General features: G+C 61.0%; 18 protein-coding genes. 7 read left to right on the top strand and 11 right to left on the bottom strand.

Translation table 11 applies throughout. From position 1 onward, the window contains the following. Positions 1–56 precede the first annotated feature (56 nt). On the bottom strand, positions 57–311 hold the full coding sequence (locus RCO31_RS16030) for a hypothetical protein (protein WP_308969415.1): 255 nt from the start codon (positions 309–311) through the stop codon (positions 57–59). A 749-nt stretch (positions 312–1,060) separates the two neighbouring features. On the opposite strand from RCO31_RS16030, the gene RCO31_RS16025 reads away from it, so the two are divergent. Next, positions 1,061–2,605 carry an arylsulfatase gene (locus RCO31_RS16025; protein ID WP_308969414.1) on the top strand — a complete coding sequence of 515 codons (1,545 nt, stop codon included), beginning with the start codon at positions 1,061–1,063 and terminating at the stop codon, positions 2,603–2,605. 38 nt (positions 2,606–2,643) lie between these two features. On the opposite strand, the gene RCO31_RS16020 is transcribed toward RCO31_RS16025, so the two are convergent. Beyond that, positions 2,644–3,204: a homoprotocatechuate degradation operon regulator HpaR gene (locus RCO31_RS16020; protein ID WP_308969413.1), complete on the bottom strand. Its 561-nt coding sequence runs from the start codon at positions 3,202–3,204 to the stop codon at positions 2,644–2,646. A 177-nt stretch (positions 3,205–3,381) separates the two neighbouring features. Here RCO31_RS16020 and RCO31_RS16015 point away from each other — a divergent pair, with 177 nt between their 5' ends. Genes RCO31_RS16015 through RCO31_RS15995 form a run of 5 tightly spaced genes read left to right on the top strand, consistent with a single transcriptional unit; the run spans position 3,382 to position 8,424 of the window. After that, positions 3,382–4,188 carry an ABC transporter permease subunit gene (locus RCO31_RS16015; RefSeq protein ID WP_308969412.1) on the top strand — a complete coding sequence of 269 codons (807 nt, stop codon included), beginning with the start codon at positions 3,382–3,384 and terminating at the stop codon, positions 4,186–4,188. Continuing rightward, on the top strand, positions 4,185–4,982 hold the full coding sequence (locus RCO31_RS16010; RefSeq protein WP_308969411.1) for an ABC transporter ATP-binding protein: 798 nt from the start codon (positions 4,185–4,187) through the stop codon (positions 4,980–4,982). The genes RCO31_RS16015 and RCO31_RS16010 overlap by 4 nt, the downstream gene beginning before the upstream one ends. A gap of 6 nt (positions 4,983–4,988) precedes the next feature. Next, on the top strand, positions 4,989–5,978 hold the full coding sequence (locus tag RCO31_RS16005; protein WP_308969410.1) for a twin-arginine translocation pathway signal protein: 990 nt from the start codon (positions 4,989–4,991) through the stop codon (positions 5,976–5,978). 19 nt (positions 5,979–5,997) lie between these two features. Then, a complete protein-coding gene (locus RCO31_RS16000) occupies positions 5,998–7,431 on the top strand; it encodes an FAD-dependent oxidoreductase (RefSeq protein WP_308969409.1) in 1,434 nt (477 codons plus the stop codon). Positions 7,432–7,449: 18 nt separating this feature from the next. Further along, positions 7,450–8,424, top strand: a complete 975-nt coding sequence (locus tag RCO31_RS15995; RefSeq protein WP_308969408.1) for a tripartite tricarboxylate transporter substrate-binding protein — start codon at positions 7,450–7,452, stop codon at positions 8,422–8,424. A gap of 99 nt (positions 8,425–8,523) precedes the next feature. Here RCO31_RS15995 and RCO31_RS15990 read toward each other — a convergent pair whose 3' ends face one another. Genes RCO31_RS15990 through RCO31_RS15965 form a run of 6 tightly spaced genes read right to left on the bottom strand, consistent with a single transcriptional unit; the run spans position 8,524 to position 14,078 of the window. Further along, positions 8,524–9,510 carry a 2-dehydropantoate 2-reductase gene (locus tag RCO31_RS15990; protein WP_308969407.1) on the bottom strand — a complete coding sequence of 329 codons (987 nt, stop codon included), beginning with the start codon at positions 9,508–9,510 and terminating at the stop codon, positions 8,524–8,526. A gap of 42 nt (positions 9,511–9,552) precedes the next feature. Further along, positions 9,553–10,233, bottom strand: a complete 681-nt coding sequence (locus RCO31_RS15985) for an ABC transporter ATP-binding protein (RefSeq protein WP_308969406.1) — start codon at positions 10,231–10,233, stop codon at positions 9,553–9,555. 4 nt (positions 10,234–10,237) lie between these two features. Then, the gene (locus RCO31_RS15980; RefSeq protein WP_308969405.1) at positions 10,238–10,996 is read right to left on the bottom strand and encodes an ATP-binding cassette domain-containing protein; all 759 of its coding nucleotides are present in this window, start codon (positions 10,994–10,996) and stop codon (positions 10,238–10,240) included. Then, entirely contained in the window at positions 10,993–11,901 is a 909-nt protein-coding gene (locus tag RCO31_RS15975) for a branched-chain amino acid ABC transporter permease (RefSeq protein WP_308969404.1), read from the bottom strand. Before RCO31_RS15975 ends, RCO31_RS15980 begins: the two co-directional genes overlap by 4 nt. 15 nt (positions 11,902–11,916) lie before the next feature. Further along, positions 11,917–12,861, bottom strand: coding sequence for a branched-chain amino acid ABC transporter permease (locus RCO31_RS15970; protein ID WP_308969403.1), 945 nt, complete (start codon positions 12,859–12,861; stop codon positions 11,917–11,919). A 41-nt stretch (positions 12,862–12,902) separates the two neighbouring features. Next, the gene (locus tag RCO31_RS15965; RefSeq protein ID WP_308969402.1) at positions 12,903–14,078 is read right to left on the bottom strand and encodes an ABC transporter substrate-binding protein; all 1,176 of its coding nucleotides are present in this window, start codon (positions 14,076–14,078) and stop codon (positions 12,903–12,905) included. Positions 14,079–14,231: 153 nt separating this feature from the next. On the opposite strand from RCO31_RS15965, the gene RCO31_RS15960 reads away from it, so the two are divergent. Then, positions 14,232–14,477, top strand: coding sequence for a hypothetical protein (locus RCO31_RS15960; protein ID WP_308969400.1), 246 nt, complete (start codon positions 14,232–14,234; stop codon positions 14,475–14,477). Positions 14,478–14,501: 24 nt separating this feature from the next. Here RCO31_RS15960 and RCO31_RS15955 read toward each other — a convergent pair whose 3' ends face one another. From RCO31_RS15955 to RCO31_RS15945, 3 genes are all read right to left on the bottom strand, one after another. Beyond that, a complete protein-coding gene (locus tag RCO31_RS15955) occupies positions 14,502–16,355 on the bottom strand; it encodes an NAD(P)/FAD-dependent oxidoreductase (protein ID WP_308969399.1) in 1,854 nt (617 codons plus the stop codon). Between the two features lie 236 nt (positions 16,356–16,591). Continuing rightward, on the bottom strand, positions 16,592–17,572 hold the full coding sequence (locus tag RCO31_RS15950; protein WP_308969398.1) for a tripartite tricarboxylate transporter substrate binding protein: 981 nt from the start codon (positions 17,570–17,572) through the stop codon (positions 16,592–16,594). Positions 17,573–17,844: 272 nt separating this feature from the next. Continuing rightward, positions 17,845–18,402 (bottom strand): carboxymuconolactone decarboxylase family protein, encoded by a 558-nt coding sequence (locus RCO31_RS15945; protein ID WP_308969397.1) that lies wholly within the window; start codon positions 18,400–18,402, stop codon positions 17,845–17,847. Between the last annotated feature and the right edge of the window lie 6 nt (positions 18,403–18,408).

Raw genomic sequence — 18,408 nt, 5'->3', positions numbered from 1 at the left:
GAGCCGCCAGCCGACCACGCTGAAAGCGCAAGCCGTCTGGCGGCCAGTTGCGAGTGCTACGGTCTGACGCCTTTGCGCGCGGCACAAGCGGTGTAGATCGCCGTCCGCTCGTTCATTTGGCCGCCGCCGATGGCCGCGCCGGGAACACGCGCTTGAGCCTCGAGGAAGCACTGATGACGCGCTTCGATCTGGGCGTTTTGCGACTTCGGCGCATTCTGGACCTTTTGGGTCTTCATCGACTGAGCCTCGCTGGCGGTCGCCATGAGAGCGAGCGAGATAGCGACAAGGCCTAGGCTGCCGAGCTGTTTCATGGATGCCTCCTGTGAAAGCATCTCTCATAATGAGGTGATCTGCTGACCGCCTACCATCAGGCAAAACCCTGAATTCGATCTGGCGGTAGCCCATTCACCGACAGGGACAGCTGGCCGCGCTATGCGTCGTTTGCGACGAGCGGGTATTTCCGAGCTCGTTTTCGGGAAAGCGCCTGATGGGATAAAAAACCAGAAGGGCTAGGCTGGCAACTGTTCGAGGAATCGAGGAGCGGCGAGCCGGCGCTGCGTTGCCCACGTCGCCGTTTCCAATCGAGCATAAGCCTTGGGAATCACAGATGATCAAGAGGCTAGACATGTTCAGCACTCACTGGAAGCTGGCGAATGCGTTTGTGCTCGCGTTCGCATTTGCCGTCGCCATGTCGGCAACCTCGGCGGACGCCCAAAGCGCGCGAAAGCAAGTCAGCCGCGGTGCCACAGCCGGCAATCAATATATCTACTCGCCGCGCGCATACCGGGCCCGCGCGTACTACCGCGGCCCTATGCGTCGAGGAGGAATCAACTACCGCGACGGCCGAGCTGGCGCAAACTGGAACCGAAACCAGTAGCGCGTGACGGTCAGCGCTACGACGAGCCTCAAGCGCAGGCGAACCTCCTCGCCGCTCCCGACGCTCGTAGTGCAGGCAGTAACATTCGTGCAGGCCGTTCCGATCGGCTGACTGAATGTCTTCGGACGGCAGTGACCGCGCAGGCAGGAATCGACGTAGACGTTAGAACCGGGAGTAGGCGCAATGGCTGCAAAAGACAAAAAACCGAACATTCTCGTGATCTGGGGCGATGACATCGGCATCTCGAATCTGAGTTGCTATTCACATGGAATGATGGGCTACAAGACGCCCAATATCGACCGCATCGCCAAAGAAGGGATGCTGTTCACGGATTCCTATGGCGAACAGTCGTGCACCGCCGGCCGCTCCTCCTTCATCACCGGGCAGAGCGTGTTACGGACGGGTCTTTCGAAGGTCGGCGTGCCGGGCGCGCCTGTCGGCATGACCGAGAAGGCCCTTACCATCGCGGGCGCACTGAAGAACCAGGGCTATGCGACCGGGCAGTTCGGCAAGAACCATCTCGGCGATCTCAATCACATGCTGCCCACCAACCACGGCTTTGATGAGTTCTTCGGCAATCTGTACCATCTGAATGCCGAGGAAGAGCCGGAAATGTATGATTACTTCCCGGAGAAGGACTTCCCGAACTACCGCAAGAAACACGGCCCGCGAGGGGTGATCCATTCCTGGGCCACGGACAAAGACGATCCGACGGAAGAGCCGCGCTGGGGCAAGGTCGGCAAGCAGAAGATTCAGGACACCGGTCCGTTGACCAGGCAGCGCATGGAAATCTGTGATGACGAATTTATCGCAGCGGCGAAGGATTTCATCAAGCGCGCTGAAGCGGAAGGCAAGCCGTGGTTCGTTTGGCTCAACACCACGCACATGCACCTTTACACCCACACCAAGGAGAAAAGCCTGGGTCAGGCCGGCCGCTGGCAGTCCCCGTATCACGACACCATGATCGATCACGACAGGAATGTTGGCGAGATCCTCGATCTGCTGGACGAATTGGGCATCGCCGACAACACGTTCGTGCAATACTCGACCGACAATGGGCCGCATCGAAATACGTGGCCGGATGGAGGCATGACGCCGTTCCGGTCGGAGAAGAACACGAACTGGGAAGGCGCGTTCCGTATTCCGATGCTGGTACGCTGGCCGGGCAAGATCAAACCAGGTCAGATTTCGACGGAGATCGTCCAGCACCACGACTGGTTGCCGACGCTCCTGGCGATGGCGGGCGAACCCGACATCGTCGAAAAGGCAAAGAAGGGCTATCAGGCCTGCGGACGGACTTACAAGAACCACATCGACGGCTACAACTTGCTTCCCTACCTGACAGGACAGGACAGCCAATCGCCGCGCAAGCTGTTTGTCTATATCAGCGACGACGGGGACATCATTGCGTTGCGCTACGACAATTGGAAGTGCGTCTTTATGGAGCAGCGCTGCAAGGGCACCTTGCAAGTCTGGGCCGAGCCATTCACCCGGCTGAGGCTTCCAAAGCTCTACAATCTGCGAACCGACCCATACGAGTTCGCCGACGTTACGTCGAACACCTACTACGAATGGTTCCTGCGCCGTGACTACATCATCTTCGCCATCAATCTCATCGCATCAAAATGGGCTGAGACGTTTAAGGAGTTTCCGCCGATCCAGAAGCCGAACAGCTTCACGATTGACGACGCGATTGAAAAGATGAAGGACGGCGCTTCGGCCGACTGATTATCTGGGGCGGCAGGCACGTCGGCCGCCCCTTCTCCTCACGGTAGGGAGAAACCGGTCAGCCGAGTTTCGACCGTTTGCAACAGCTCAATGAGCTGGACAACACTCTCCTCGCCGATTCTCGCCTTGACCGCCTTGCCGGCCCGTTCGATGTCGGCCGATGTTCGTGCGACGGCAGTCGCCCCCTTGGCCGACAGAACGACGCGGAACAGCCGCGGATTGCGTTCGGACGAAACCAGCCGAATGAGCTCGATTTCCTCCAGATCCTTCAGGATACGAAGCAGACTGGGCATCAGCAGGGTGGCACGGAAGGACAACGTGGTCTTGTCGATCGGCACGGCCGGATCGAGCTTCCGCAGCACGCGCCATTGTTGCTCAGTAAATCCGTGCTCGCGCAGGATCGGCCGCATGTGAAACATGACAGCTTCGCGTGCGCGGAGAAGCGCGACAGGTAGAGCGGTCTCCGGTATGGCCTCCTGCATCAGACCGTGCTGCGAGCGCTCTGTGGATGCCGGCAGCCGTCGGATCCTCTTCTTCTGCGCTGCGCCTTTCCGCGGCGAGCGATCCTCCGCCTTGCGCGTCTTCAACCGGGTTCGCATCCGCCACCGCTCCTTTCCAGCAGAATCGATCGTTAGCACCGCCAGCCTACCCGATCGCTGTGGTTGACGCACTCACATAACATGTTAAGTTCATGATAACAAAGATGGATGGATCGACATGCGGCTCATCCTGGGAGGATCAATGGTCGAGCTTCAGTTGCAGGAGCCGCACTTGCGATGACGGACCGCGCGATGGAAGGCTTTGCGGCTCGCGCCTCCCATGGCCGCGTCGCTGCAGTCGGCGACGTCGGTGCGATGACGATCGTCGTGATCATCATTCTTGCGACGATGCATGTCGTCAGCGGTTTCGTTCCCGACTACATCATGCCGTCGCCGGTCGCCGTTGCGAAAGCGGGCTGGAAGATCCTGACGAACGATATGTTGCACGTCATGGCGACAGTGGGCCGACTGCTGCTCGCCCTGTTGTTCTCGATGATTGCCGGTGTGCTGATCGGGCTCGTTATGGGCGTATCCACAACGGTACGCCCGTTCCTGCGTGCGCTCGTCGTGATCGACACCGGCATTCCGGCGCTGTCGTGGATCCTGCTGGCCGTCTTCTGGTTCAAGGACCCCGAAGTGCGGATCTTCTTCATCCTCACCCTGATCCTTCTGCCGTTCTACGCGCTCAACACATACGACGGAATTCGCGCGCTGCCGAAGGACCTTGTCGACATGATCGAGAGCTTCCGGCCTTCACGCTGGCAAGTCGTGCGCTATCTGATCGCGCCACACATCGTCCCCTACATTCTGCTTACAACCAAGTCCGTCGTCGGCTATGCGACCCGGATGGTGATTTTCGCCGAGCTCGTGGCGGCCGCCGTCGGCGTCGGCTCGCGGATGGGCTTGGCCCAGTCCTCGTTCCACATCGACGAGGTGATGGCCTGGACCTTCCTTCTCGTCCTTCTCAACATGGCCCTGCAGCTGGTTGTCAGCGGGTGCGAGAAGGTCGCACTCAAGTGGCGGCCGGAGGCGTCGGTGCGATGAATGAACCGCCCATCCCTTCCGGCCGCACGGCCATCGCGGCCGAGCCGGTCATTTCGCTCAATCGCGTGGTCAAGAGCTTTGCAGACTTCAAGGTCGTCGACGACCTGAGCTTCAATGTGCGACGGGGCGAGATCGTCACGCTGCTCGGTCGCACGGGGGCCGGAAAAACGACTGTGCTCAACCTGGTCATGGGAACCATGCGCCCAGACGCTGGATCGGTACGCGTTGCGGATCACGATCCGTTTCGCGCATTCAAAGCCCTGCGCGGTCGCATGGCGGTCAGTTTCCAGACCGATCGGTTGCTGCCCTGGCGCACCGCAGTCGAGAATGCGGAGCTTGGCCTCCTCATTCTCGGCCGACCCCGGCGCGAAGCAAGGGAGATCGCCGTATCATGGCTTGACCGCGTGGGGCTGTCCGGCGCCGCGAACAAATACGTTCACGAACTATCTGGCGGTATGCGCCAGCGTGTTTCGCTCGCACGCGCTCTCGCGGTCGATCCCGAACTCGTGCTGCTCGACGAGTCGTTCAGCCAGCTGGATCACGTCACATCGACGGTACTGCGGCGCGATTTCTGCGCCCTCGCGCGACGCTTTGAGAAGACCTGCTTGCTGGTAACGCATCGCATCGATGATGCGATCGAGATGGCAGATCGCGTCATCGTTCTCGGCGCCAATGCTCGCATCCGCCTCGAAACGACGGTGCCGCCGGCAAGCGAGCTCGGACGGTTGCGCCACGACATCGAGACGGCGCTTGGTCCGGAAGCGGAGCAGGAACGCAGCCAGACCTTCGGATGAGATAAGATGGCACGCATTTCGAGACGCAGTTTCATCGCGCGAACGGGCCGGTTCACCGCGGCAGCGCTCTTGCCGGCGCCAGCCGTTCTTCAAGCGCAAGAGCAGTTTACGGCGAAATGGGCTACGGCCACGCCGGGATTGACGGTGGCATTCTACGACTACATCCGCGACAACAAGCTCGACCAGAAGCACGGATTGCGCTTTCCAGAGCCGATTCTAAACACGTCGATCGGCACGCTTTTCAACGACTTCGTGGCCGGCTCCTACGAACTGATGATCGCAAGCTGGGATCCTTTCCTGACCCGCTATCAGGGCGGCGTACCATGTCAGCTGCTTTGCACGCTGATGACCGCCGACATGATCGGCCTCGTCGCCACCGAAAAGGGACCGAGGTCGCTGGCAGATCTCAAGGGAAAGACGGTCGCCGCGCCGCTGCAATCGGGCGTGTATCGGATGACACGCGCGCTGATCAAAGAGTTCGACAAGATCGACATCGAAAGCGTCGCGCAGGTGCAGAATGCCGACAATCCTGCGCAAGGCGTTACGCTGACGATCGCCGACCGGGCCGACGCCGCCATGGCCTGGGAGCCGATGATCAGTTCAGGCATCGCCCGCCGGGCGGACCTCGGCGTCATCTACAACGTGGGCGCCGCCTTCCGCGACAAGACCTCGCTGGATCTGCCGTACTTCTGCGTCAACGCTCGCAAGGAGCTGCTCGACCGAACGCCCGGCCTCTCGTCCAAGCTCAACGCAATGTTCGGCGAATGCGTTGCGGGACTGGAAGCCAATTTCGATCAGGTCGCCGACAAGTATGCGCCGCGCACGCGCGTCGAGACGGAACCTTTAAAGGCGGCCAAGAAGGCCGGACGCCTTCGCTTCAAATTCGCTGCCGCCTCTGATCCGGCGACGCAGAAGACGATCACCATGGCTTCCGAGATTCTGGCGCGGCAAGGCGTGCTGGCACGCCCGGCGGATCCAGGCTTTTTTGCAACATGAGCGAAGAGTGGACTGAACGGTGACGACCGCAAACGAACAGACGACTGGGCCGGCACACCCTGCTATTGCAGTGAAACGCGACGTTCCCATTGCCTATGGAGCCGACGTGGTGGTGGTCGGAGCAGGCCCGGGCGGCTTCGCCGCGGCGCTTCAGGCAGCGCGCATGGGTGCCAGCGTCGTGCTTGTCGAGCGGTTCGACATGCCAGGCGGCGTTCACACCTCCGGGTTGCAGGGATCCGCCGACGTCGGCGTTGGCGGCATCCACACCGAGCTGATGCAGCGCTTCGCAGCCGAGGGCTACATCTACACAGCCACCGAAAGCACCCACCCCGGTTGGGCCGGCAATCCGCTTTCGCACTATGAGCGCAACAAGGAGCCGGGAAGCGCCTTCACTCGAATGACCTTCAACCCCGAGGGGGCTGGCTGTGTGATGGCGAATATGCTGCGGGAGGCAGGCGTCACCGCACTCTATGGAACGAGCTTCGTCGATGCGATCGTCACGCAGGGCATAGGCAACGACACCATCTCTGCCATCCTCGTCGAGAATGCGAGCGGCCTTCAGGGAATCGCCGGCAAGATCTTCATTGAAGGCTCCGGCACAAGCGAGCTCGTGGCGCGCGCCGGCGCGCCTTTCGTGCGCGGCGGCGGAGGGCAGCCTGAAGGAACGGGTTGGGACGGCAACGAGCGACCCATTCCCGGCGGGTTGCTCTGGACAATGAGTGGGATCGATTTTCAGAAGCTCGTTGCGCATCAACAGTCGGCGAAGGATCCCCTGCTGCACAAGCTGATGGCCGAGGCAACCGCCGACGGCAACCTGCCTGAAGGAGTGTACCGGCCGCGCATGGCCGGAGCGAGCGTCTATGGCGAGGCCTATATCGGACACCCGACGATCGACATGAGCCCCATCTCTGCCGATGGCACCTACGTCCTCTGGCAGAATGTGCCCTACGAATGGGGCCTGCACATGGATGACGATGCAGCAGATCACGCGAAGGCCAAGCAGGCCTTGCGGTCGTTCATCAACGCTGAGGCCAAATTCCTGCGCAAGTATGTTCCCGGCTTCGACAAGGCGACCGTCTCCAGCATCGGCCGCTTTGTCGGCGTGCGCGACGGCCGTCACCCGATCGGCGAATACATCGTCAATCTCGACGACGTGAAAGCCGGCCGCAGCTTTCGCGACGCCGTGACGAAGCCGATGACCAAGACATTCTTCTGGGGCGGCCATCGCAAATACACGTTCGAGGTGCCGTTTCGCTGCTTCCTGCCGAAACGCGTCGACAACCTGATCCTGACCGGCGCGTCGCTGTCGTTCGAGTACAAGACCCTGTTCATGGTCATGCGGAATTTTCCGTGGTGCACGCAGACCGGCGAGATCGCGGGCTTTGCCGCGGGCCGCTGTATCGAGCGCAAGATCAAGCCCAAGGAATTCGAGTTCAACACGCCCTACTTCTGAGCGATTGCAGGAGGCTTCATGACACTGCTGACCCGCCGCCGCTTCTCTCGGCTTGCTGCGGCCCTGCCGTTTGCGTTGTCTGCCCCGCATATCGCGCGCGCCGAGCAACCATTGCGAATGATTGTGGTTGTGCCGCCCGGTGCGACAATGGATACCATTGTGCGCGTCGTGGCCGACAAGCTCCCTCCGCTCCTCGGTCGCAGCGTGCTGGTGGAGTATCGCCCGGGCGGAACCGGCCTCGTCGCCGGCTCGTTCATGAAGAGCACTTCACCCGACGGCTCGCACATTCTGTTCTCGCCGATTTCAGTGGCCGCGTTCTTCCCGTTTCTCTACTCCAGCCTTCCCTATGATCCGGAGCGTGACCTTGCGCCGGTATGCGAGGGAGCATTCGCCGCCAACGCTCTCGTGGCCAGCAACGGTACCGGTGCCTCAACGCTGAAGGATTACGTTGAAGCGGTGCGGCGCGATCCGCATCTCGGCAGTGTCGGCACATCAAGTCTCGGCAGCGTCGGCGCTTTCCTCGTCACGCTGCTGCGCAAGACCACCGGCGCCGACATCCGGCTTGTCGCCTATCGTGGCGGTCAGCCCCTTCTCACCGACCTTATCGGCAATCATGTGTCCGCAGGACAGTCGGTTCTGTCCGACTACCTCGATTCACATCGCTCGGGCCTCGTCAGAATTCTTGGTGTCACCACCGAGCAGCGCAGCAAGCTGGCGCCCGATATTCCGACATTCAAGGAGCAGAGCTTCGCCGAGCTGCACGGGCAAACCTACATGGGTTTCTTCGTCCGTGGCGGTACGGCCCAGGGCTTGGTGACACAGTATGCCGCCGCATTGACCAAGGTGCTCGCCATGCCTGACGTGGCAAGCAGGCTTGCCACTCTCGGAGTGGAGGCAACCGGCGGCACGCCCGAGCAGTTTGCGCAAACATTGAAGCGCGAACGCGAGCGTTGGGAGCCCGTGGCGCGCGAAGCCGGCATCAAGCTGAGCTGATGCCTCCGCTCGGCCTCGGCACAAGGAGGCGACTGCCAAGACAAAAATGTGAGGATTAGCGCAGCGATCCCGCTGGAGAATGCGCGCAGCGCGACGCTTTCAGGATTCAGGATAAAGGCCGTGCACCCGGCCGAACAGACGGGTCAGGCCGAGAAGCGTGTCGATGTTCTGCGTCGGCAGGCCAAGCCCCTGCCCGATCTCACGCACGGCGCTGACGAGAGCGTCGAGCTCGATGGCGCGGCCCGCCTCGACGTCCTGCAGCATCGAGGTCTTGAAGGCGCCGAGAGCAGCGGTCATCGCATGCCGATCATCCGGACTTTGGTCGATGCGGCATCCGATCCGTCCACCAATGACCGCCGCCTCGCGCATCGCCGCCGAGCAGAACTCGCGAACCAGCGGATCATCGAGGATCCGGTCGCCGGTCGCGCCGGTGATCGCGCTCACCGGATTCATGGTCATGTTGCCCCAGAGCTTGAACCAGATGTCGTAACGGATGTTGCTCGCGTGGGTGACGTCGAAGCCGGCATGCGCGAGCAGATCCGCGACCCGCTGGGCGCGTTCGCTACGACCTCCCGTCGGCTCGCCGACGATCATGCCATAGCCCATCCTGTGCTGGACCAGCCCTGGCTCCGGTGTGCTGGCGCTTCCAAGCACGACGCAGCCCAGCACCTGATTGAACGGAATGGCCGCAGCGATCCTGCCGCCCGGGTCGACACTCTCGAGGCGCCGGCCGGAGAATTCGGGCACGTCCGCGCAAAACCACCACGGGACACCATTCATCGCCGGCAGGACCAGCGTATGTGACGCAAGCAGCGGGGCGATCGAGGTCACCACCTGTTCCAGGGCTGGCGCCTTGACGGCGATGATCACCAGATCCTGCGGCCCGAGTTCGGCCGCGTCCGCGGTCACGCGCACCGGAGCCTGAACGAGACCTTCGGCCGTGCGCAACCGCCAACCATGAGAGCACAGGGCGGCGAGCGTCTTGCCACGCGCCAGGGCGCTGACATCTGCCCGTCCGGCAGCCGCGAGTCGTGCGCCAATGAACCCACCAATCGCGCCAGCGCCGATGATGGTGACCTTCTTCATATGAATTTCTTAACTCTGCGCGACCGCTCCTTCAAGCCGACGTCAGAACCAGGCCCACAGGTCTTCCTTTCGCGCGAGATCGCCACCGGCGCCGTCAAAAACGATACGTCCCGCCTTGAGCACAATGGCGCGGCTGACCAGCTTCAACGTCGCGGGAATGTTCTGCTCGACGATGACAACGGTGGTGCCGCGGAGATTGATCTGCCTCAGGCTGTCCATGACATCGTTGACAATCACCGGAGCAAGACCTGTCGATGGCTCGTCGAGAAGCAGGATCGACGGCTTCGTCATGAGCGACATGCCGAGTGCCAGGATCTGCTGCTGTCCGCCCGACAGGGAGCCCGCGATCTGGTTGCCGCGCTGCTCGAGCACAGGGAACAGTCTGTAGACCTCCTCGAGCGTACCGCCGGGGGAGTTGAGGCCGGCAACGCTGAGGTTCTTTCGAACGGTCAGCTGCCGAAACACGTTGTGGCCTTGAGGCACGAGGCCAATGCCACGCCGCGAATTCATGAACACCGCGCCGCGCACGATCGGCTCACCGCGGTAGCTGATCGTGCCAGTCGCCCCCTCGACGTCACCGACACTGCATCTCAGCAGGCTCGTCTTGCCGGCGCCGTTGTGTCCGAAAATCGCGACGCACTCCCCTTCCTTGATGGTGAGAGAAATGTCCTTCAACACCGGCAGGCCGCCATAGCTTACATTGACGTTGCTGTAGGTAAGCATCCGCCTAGACCCCAAAATACAGATCTGTCAGCGCCTTGCTTGCAAGGAGCTCGTCCACGGTGCCCGCTTGAAGGATGCGGCCATTGGACATGAACACTGCGCGCGTGCACAGATCCTTGATGAACGATACGTTGTGCTCCACCACGCATACCGCGCGCCCGGCGTCCGCTTCCTGCCGCACGACGCGTTGCATGGTTTCGTAGGCTGCGCCTTCGACGCCGGCCATAGGCTCGTCCAGCAGCAGCAACTCGCCGTCATTCATCAGCGCGCGTGACAGGCCGATAAGTTTCTGATGACCGAATGGCAGATCTGTCACCATGGCATCTGCGGCATGCGCCAGGCCGACGCGATCGAGAATCTGCGTCGCACGGAGTCTGGCCTCGCGCTCGGCCCGCCGGACGCGATCGCGCGCAAGCGTCACCTTGAAGATCGATTCGCCAGGATAGGATCTGGGCGCGATCAGCAGGTTCTCCATCACCGTCATGGTGGTGAACAGCATCATGTTCTGCCACGTGCGCGCGATGCCGCTGCGCGCGCGGCGATACAACGGCAGGCCGTCGATGCGCACGCCGTTCAAGTAAATATGCCCTGTGTCGGGCTTCAGAACGCCAGAGACCAGATTGAACAGCGACGTCTTGCCGGCGCCGTTCGGCCCGATGAGCCCGAGAATCTCACCCTTCGCGATCTCAATGTTCACGTCATCGGCAACGACGATACCGCCAAACGCTTTTCTCAGCTTGTGGACACGCAGGACGACAGTCATTCCGCCACCCCTCCGCTCGATTTTTCAAGCGCTGTCCGACCTGCCATCCGGTCCCTGCTCAAGGGACCGACGAGGCCTGCGGGCCGCAGGAACAAGAACAACATCACCAGGGTGGTGAAAATGATGCCTTGCATCGGCGCCATGACCGCCGGCGGCAGGTTCAGAAATGTTATTGCCTGCGGGATGGCAATCAGCACGACCGCGCCGACCACGGGGCCCATTGTCGTACCCATGCCGCCCAGGACGACCATGGTCAGCATCGCGGCGGAATGCAGCACTTCGAACTGATCAGGGCTCACATACTGGAAATAGAAGGCATAAAGCCCGCCGGCGATGCCCGCGATCCCGCAGCCGATCGCAAACACGACCACCTTGATGGTCATGGCGTTGCGGCCGAGGGCGGAGAATGCCAGCTCTTCATCGCGCATGGCGGTGATCGCGCGGCCGTAAGGTCCGTGCACGATGCGTGCGATCAGCCAAACGGTCAGCGCGGCGATACCGCCGCAAATCAGAAGATAGGCAGGCGTGCGCCATGGGCCGGTGATCGTATTGGGAATTGCCGAAATGCCACCTGGCCCGCCGGTGAACTCGAAATTCTTGATCACCTGAAGCAGGCCCAGCTGAAATCCGAGGCTCGCAATCAGAAGGTAGTCGCCCGCAACGCGCAGCGCGGACAACGCCAACAAGATCGAAGCGACGACCGCAACCAGGGCGCCTGCAAGAACGCAGATGGCGGCAGGCAATCCAAAGTGAATGCCGAGCAAGGCGCTGGTGTAGGCGCCGAGCGCATAGAAGATCGGGTGCGCAACAGTCGCGAGCCCGCCATAACCGATTACCAGGTTGTAGCTCGAGCTGAGGATCACGAAGATCGCTATCAGCACGACGATCGTCAGGATGTATTCCATGGGGGATCGCCGTTCCTAGCTGGCCTGGGTGACATCTGCGGGTTTGCCCACCGAAACCGGTGGAGAAGCTGCCGCCTTGAACTTGAGACGGGCAAGCGTAATCCCACGCGGGAACAGCGTGATGGTGACAAACAGGAACCCATACAGCAGCAAATTCTGCCAGCGCGAGGAAATCACCAGAACACTGAAGCTCTGGATGAGCGCCAGGACCACAGCGGCCAGCGCACCGGCGAAGACGCGACCCATGCCGCCAAGGAGCGTGGCGATCGTCGCCGCAAGCACGAGTTCGAAAGGTGAGTTAGGCGTGACGCCGCCGCGCGTGCCGGACAGGTACATGGCGGCGCAGATGAAAAGCCCGGCAATCGCCGCCGTGACGCGGTAGGTCCGCTTGGCGCTGATGCCATAGAGCTCGGCCAGCTTGGCATTATCCGAGACAGCAACGAGAAACTGCCCTTCCTTGGTCGCCTTCAGAAAAAGGAAGAGCAGCGTCACCATGACGACAGCGGTCGTGACCGCCTGGAGGTCCCAGTTGCTGATCGCGATGCCGCCGATGATGCGGACCGGCGACATGATGCTCTTGTAGAGTGTCTGCGGTTCAGTGCCGAACAGCAGTGTCAGCACGTAAATTATGAACTGCGCCAGGATCAGCGTGAAGATGAAGAACATCAGACTGCCGGACTTGCGCGCACGGAGCACATCGAGTCCGAAGACCTCGGTCAGAACCGACGCCGACGCCGCACACACGGCGCCGGCCGCAAGTGCAACCAGCAGCGGCATCTGCAGATCGTTCAGGACATAGAACATCGCGTAGAAGGCGATGCCCATGAAGCCGGCCTGGGCGAAATTCCACAGACCCGTGACTTTCTGGGTCAAGGAAAACGCGACGGTGAGCAGCACGAGGATCGAGGACGTGGCCGCGCCTGTCCAGAAGATCTGCAGTAGCACGATTGGGTCAGTCATCTTGGCACTCCGGCTTGACGTTCGCTCCGATGCCCGGATTGCTAGTCAAGCTTGGCGAGAGGCTTGAACTGTCCCTTCTCCACGCTCAGCAGGAACACCGGCTTTCGCACGCGATGGCCGTCGACGACGGTTTTTCCTGTCAGCGGAGAGTCGAACTCCTTGATTGCGAGCAAAGCCGCGCGCATGGTCTCGCCGGTCGGCTCCTGCTTCTTCTCGAGCACGTGCTTGAACAGCTGAGCCGTCGTCTGCACGGAATCGTACTGATACTGGATGTAAGGCAGGCCGTTGGGATGCCTGTTCTGCTCCTTCTTCCAGCGCTCCAGGAACTGCGGCACGTTCGGATTATCATCCGCACCCGGAGCCAGCGACGTTACGATGAAGTCTTCGGCAGCCGGGCCGAGCTGGTCGATCAGCTTCTGGTTGTAGCCCGCCGAGTAGCTCGAGACGCGCTGCTGCAATCCGAGCTGCCGCATTTGCGCGATGACCATCGGCACATCGGTGAGCAAGCCGTGCACATGCACCATGTCGGGGCTCGCTGCTCTGACCTTCAGGAGCATGCCGGAAAACTCGGTAGCCCTCGGGTCGTAGGCTTCATAGGCCACCACCTGACCACCAGTCTTTTCGAAGACGTCCTTGTAGACCTTGGCGGCGTCGATGCCTGTATCGTTATTGATGTAGAGCACGGCGGCTTTGCGCTTGCCGAGCTTGTCGTAGGTATATTTGGCGAGAGCGCTGATATCGACATCGGCCAGCGGGAAAAGCGTGTAGACGAACTCGCCGAGATGGGCGATTTCGGGCGCATTGGCGCCGGTGTTGAGCAGCAGCACCTTCTCGCGGTTGGCAGTGGGCGCTTGCGCCTTAACGACGGCGCTCCATGCCGTCAGAATGACGGGCGCCTTATCCACGTTGATGAGCCGGTTCATGGCATTGATGCCGAGCGACGGTTCGGCCTGTGTGTCCAGGACGATCAACTCGAGCGGGCGTCCGGCGATACCGCCGGCATCGTTCAGGTCCTTCAACGCCTGCCGCATGCCGATGACAAAGTCGTTGCCATAGCCGGCTTGCGATCCCGTCAATGGCATGGTGACGCCAATCTTGAGCGGGTCCTTGCTCTGCGCCCAGGCGCGGCTGCCGACGAGCGGTACCGCCAGTCCCGCAGCAGCAGCGGATTGAAGAAAGCGGCGACGATTCAATGTCGGCATGCGTTTGGTGTGCATGGCCTTATCCCTCGCGTGTTATCGAACGCTGCCCTGCTGCAGCCTTCGCGTTTCTTCCCGATACGATTTTGTGTGTCGCGCTACGGTATGCCGCGATCTGTTTATCCGCGTGCTTCGATGAAGGAGCCGCGCAACTTCCGGGCGAAAATAGACATGAACGATATCATCACGATCGCAACCCGACGGCTTGCATACGATAACCCGGCGCGCCCGGAAGGTTGTTGGCAGACGCCTGGCCGGCGTTACAAACCTAAAGTGGAAGCAAAGAAGTGGCCGTGCGAAACCGATCTTCGTGAGGTCGGTCCCGATGCCGGCATTATCCAAACGCATGCGCGGCGGTTCAGACGCCGTCGTCTGGCCCACGTTTCCTCCTCGCCGTGTTTTCTTGTTCTCGTTTGATGATGAAGCCTTGTTCAGGGGCGGTCAAGACGCCTTGCCAGCGCGCCTTGCAGCGCCTCCGATCGCCCGCGCACCCGCACGTCGTTCGAGCGGGCCGAGCTTGCCGAGCTCTGTCGCCTTGATTTGCAGGGCGAGATACTTGGAGTTGATGCGGCACTGGGACAGGCCGCCGGCAATGAACCAAAGGCCTGGCTGCGGTGTCCGCTTGTACATGTTGTTGAGCTCGCCATCCTCGCCGATGCCCCACACAGGACCGATGCGCTCGACCATCTCCTCGCCAAGCGCGCGACGGACAAGCTCTGCTTGCGGAAAGTAGCCCGTCGCCAGCACCAGGATATCGGCCGGGACGGTCGATCCGTCCTTCAAGCGGGCGCCGTCGGCGGTAAATCGCTCAATCCGGTCATATTGCAGCAGGCCGATCTCGCCTTTGATCATCAGCGCCGAGCTGCCGGCGTCGAGATTGTAGCCGCCGCCGCGCCGGAAGTATTTCATCTGGTGCCCGGCGCCATCCTCGCCCATGTCGTGCTTGAAGCCGATCTTCTGCAAGCCCTCGATCATCTCCTTGTCGAGCTCGAGCATGCGTTTTGCGACCAGTTTGTAGGTTTTAACAATCAGCGATGGCGTCGACGACGATACGATGAGGTCGCAATCTTCGAGGGGCGGGCCCTCATCCCAGATCGCCTCATTCAGCCTAGCGCTCGGGTCGATCGAAACAACCGTCGTGGAACCTCGCTGAATCAGCGTCGTATTCACGCCATGGCTGTGAAGGTCGAGGGCGATATCGTTGGCGCTGCTGCCGGTGCCAAGAATGAATGCGTTCTTTCCTTTCCACGTCGCGCCACTCGTGAAGCCTTCGGAGTGAATGACCTCGCCTTTGAAATCATCGATGCCGGGAAGGTCAGGGATGAACGGATAGCTGCTGACGCCGTTGGCGAACACGAGGTGGCGCGGCCGCATGGTGCGTTCGGTCCCGTCGGACCGCCTCAGCCGGGCCGTCCAGCACTTCGTCTCGTCGTCCCAGGAGCCGCCAACGAACTCCGTATCTGTCCAGCAGTTGATCTCCATGGCGTCGGCATAGAACTCGAACCAGTTCCCGAGCATGTCCTTCGGGATGTATTTCGGGAAGGTTGGCGGAAACTCCATATATGGCAGGTGATTGAGATGGACCGAGTTATGCAGAGCCAGGGAGTGATAGCGCTGCCTCCAGCTGTCGCCGACACGTGGCCACTTCTCTACGACGAGCGTGTCCACGCCAAGCTGGTTCAGCCGCGCGGCGATTGAAAGACCTGCTTGCGCCGCGCCGACGACGATCACTGCGGGTTCGCGATCGTCAAAGGCTCTTGCCTTCCGCCGGACGTCCGCCCAGTTGTCGCCGCCAAAGTTCCTGGAATACGCGGAGCCGGACGGCCGGTTGCTGCCGATCTTCTCTTCATGCCCCCTCAACTCCTGGAGCGTCGTCGAGATCAGCCATGCCTTCATGTCGTCGCTGTCGTCAGACGCCGGCGACAGGCGAATGATACCGGCGCCACGCCCGTCGATGGTCGCGAACTCGAAGATCGCCTCAATGCACTCGGTGCCGGCGCGGCGAACCTGGCGAGGCGGCTTGCGGTTCGGCGGCAAATTGAACCCGTGCGCAGCAGTGCGCTCCTGTTCTGCTGCGAACCGCGCTGCAACGTTGTTGCGACCCTCGACGGGGGTCATGTGCCAGGTGAAAGCCAGCACGTCTCGCCAATGGCAATCCTCGTGAAACAACGCGCCGATTTTGTTCGGGTCTCTGGATGAAAGGGCCATCTCGAAGGCGCCGAGCCAGTGCGCGGCTGAACGTCGGGCACGTTCCGCCGTCTGCAGCTGCTGTAGCGATCGATCGAAATCATTCATTTCAAATCTCCCCACCCGGCGTCAGACGCCATCTTATTGTTTGTTATCAGGGTACCCGGAAACAGCGTTCGAGCAACACATACGGCCCCGGCAGCATTGCACGGCAGGGACGCCCAATGCGGATGACGATTCTCTTTGAAAATCGCCAACCGCGGCTTCCTGCTTCAAATGCGTACAGATGGTGTCTGTGCGCGGATTATCGTTACGCCATTACGGAGCCTAAGGGCTGCATCCGGCTACTCCAGTTTCAGTTTGAACGCCTCGGCATCGCGCTTGAACCTCTCCGTGTCTTGATCAATGGCCGCTTGCAGCTTGTCGAATGACACGGTCCAAGGCTCCATGCCGGTCGGCTTCATTGCCGTCAGATATTGGGGATCTGAAACGATCTCCTGCGAGACCGCGCGCAGTTTCGCCAAAACTCCAGCCGGCACGTCCGCTTTGGCGAACAATCCTTCCCAAACGCTGATAACGAGAGACGGATGGCCTTTCTCTTTGAACGTCGGCAAATCCGGCATCGCGCCGGTTCGTTCATCCGCGACTGTACCGATGGCCTTGATCTTTCCGGACGCCAGATGCGGGCCGGCGACGCTATAGGTCGTGGCCATCAGTTGAATGTCGTTCGCAAGCAACGCCTTCGTCATGTCGGCCGAGCCACGATACCCGATCTCCGTTAGATCGCCCCCGGCAATCGAACCGAATTTCCGCGAAAGCAGCATGCTGAGATGCGAGGTCATCAGGATGCCGCTGTTCATGTTCTTGACGTTGGATTTCATGTACGAAATCAGCGACGGAACGTCAGTCGCCTGCACCGAGCTGCTCACGAAAAGAATGTACGGCACCTGACCCAACGGTGCGACGGCGACAAAATCCTCCGCCTTGTATCCGGCATTCTTCACAACAAGCGGCGAGGTCGTCAGCCCGCCGGAAGCAATCAGCAAGGTATATCCGTCCGAGCTCGCGTTCAGCGCGCGTTGCGTGGCGATAAGGCCCTGGCCTCCCGTGACGTTCTCCAGGACGACCGGCACTCCAAGTTTCTGACGGAGCCGTTCGGCGAATATTCGTCCCAACAGGTCGAATGGTGAGCCTGGAGCGACAGATGTCAGGATTGAAATGGGCTTGGACGGATATTGCGCCTTTGCAACAGTGGGACATGCCGCCCAGCATGCAACGACGAACGCCAGGAGATACGTTCGAAGCGAGCTGCATGGTACGCGCATGTTGCGCCTCCCCTTGTAAGCGTCCCAATCGTTGGCGACGGTAACGGCGCAAAAGTCACGAACCGGCTCTGCGGTTCAGCCCCGTTACCTATCACCCTCCCTATCAAGCGGACGCGATCTGCGCCCGTTCTATCTTACTGTTCCAGATACCATATTATGGAACGCGCACGAGTCAACGTCACAGCGCGCAACGGGTCGCGCGCTGGGCACAACCCCCGCGCGCGACCTTGACCGCATTTCTGACGTCTGAAGTTTTTTCAGTGAGCTGAGGCTCACCGGCCGTCGAAATCAAACGGATTTGCGACCCCAGGCTCCGGGATCATGGCAAAAGCCTTCATCGCCATCGCAATCATGCTGTAATAGCCAAGCACGGCGACGACATCGAGCACGCCGCGCTCACCCAGGGCAGCCCGCGCCCTGGCATAGCAGGCGTCGGACACCTCGTGCGTCCGCAACAGCTCCTGTGCGAAGTCGTACATTGCCTGCTCGTCCTCTTGCTTGAACACGGCCGGCAAGCCTCGCCGCAGCTTCTCAAGCGCTGCGCCATCGACGCCGTGCTCGCGCGCGATCGGCTCATGATCGATCCATTCGCCAGCACAGTGCCAGTGAGCCGACATGATCAGGATGCAGAGCTCAGAGAGACGCGGCGGCAGACTTGAATGAAACCGCGCATACAGACCGAGATTCTGGCCGCGGCTCAGCAGCTCCGGACTGTGCAGCCAGATGAAGAAGGGCCCGTGCATCTTCTTGCGAGGCCCGGCGACAACCTCGTCCCAGACCTTCTTCTGGTCTGGCGAAAGGTCGTCATACGACAGCTTTTTCAAGCGCATGATGAA

The sequence above is a fragment of the Bradyrhizobium sp. LHD-71 genome (assembly GCF_031157255.1).
Lineage (GTDB): Bacteria > Pseudomonadota > Alphaproteobacteria > Rhizobiales > Xanthobacteraceae > P52-10.
This window is presented reverse-complemented; position numbering and strand designations above follow the sequence as displayed.

Coding starts and splice junctions, on each gene's coding strand:
- RCO31_RS15995 (WP_308969408.1), top strand. CDS start 7,450: ATGACACTGCTGACCCGCCGCCGCTTCTCTCGGCTTGCTGCGGCCCTG.
- RCO31_RS16025 (WP_308969414.1), top strand. CDS start 1,061: ATGGCTGCAAAAGACAAAAAACCGAACATTCTCGTGATCTGGGGCGAT.
- RCO31_RS15990 (WP_308969407.1), bottom strand. CDS start 9,510: ATGAAGAAGGTCACCATCATCGGCGCTGGCGCGATTGGTGGGTTCATT.
- RCO31_RS16015 (WP_308969412.1), top strand. CDS start 3,382: ATGACGGACCGCGCGATGGAAGGCTTTGCGGCTCGCGCCTCCCATGGC.
- RCO31_RS15950 (WP_308969398.1), bottom strand. CDS start 17,572: ATGCGCGTACCATGCAGCTCGCTTCGAACGTATCTCCTGGCGTTCGTC.
- RCO31_RS15960 (WP_308969400.1), top strand. CDS start 14,232: ATGAACGATATCATCACGATCGCAACCCGACGGCTTGCATACGATAAC.
- RCO31_RS15975 (WP_308969404.1), bottom strand. CDS start 11,901: ATGGAATACATCCTGACGATCGTCGTGCTGATAGCGATCTTCGTGATC.
- RCO31_RS16005 (WP_308969410.1), top strand. CDS start 4,989: ATGGCACGCATTTCGAGACGCAGTTTCATCGCGCGAACGGGCCGGTTC.
- RCO31_RS15970 (WP_308969403.1), bottom strand. CDS start 12,861: ATGACTGACCCAATCGTGCTACTGCAGATCTTCTGGACAGGCGCGGCC.
- RCO31_RS15985 (WP_308969406.1), bottom strand. CDS start 10,233: ATGCTTACCTACAGCAACGTCAATGTAAGCTATGGCGGCCTGCCGGTG.
- RCO31_RS15965 (WP_308969402.1), bottom strand. CDS start 14,078: ATGCACACCAAACGCATGCCGACATTGAATCGTCGCCGCTTTCTTCAA.
- RCO31_RS15980 (WP_308969405.1), bottom strand. CDS start 10,996: ATGACTGTCGTCCTGCGTGTCCACAAGCTGAGAAAAGCGTTTGGCGGT.
- RCO31_RS16020 (WP_308969413.1), bottom strand. CDS start 3,204: ATGCGAACCCGGTTGAAGACGCGCAAGGCGGAGGATCGCTCGCCGCGG.
- RCO31_RS15955 (WP_308969399.1), bottom strand. CDS start 16,355: ATGAATGATTTCGATCGATCGCTACAGCAGCTGCAGACGGCGGAACGT.
- RCO31_RS15945 (WP_308969397.1), bottom strand. CDS start 18,402: ATGCGCTTGAAAAAGCTGTCGTATGACGACCTTTCGCCAGACCAGAAG.
- RCO31_RS16030 (WP_308969415.1), bottom strand. CDS start 311: ATGAAACAGCTCGGCAGCCTAGGCCTTGTCGCTATCTCGCTCGCTCTC.
- RCO31_RS16010 (WP_308969411.1), top strand. CDS start 4,185: ATGAATGAACCGCCCATCCCTTCCGGCCGCACGGCCATCGCGGCCGAG.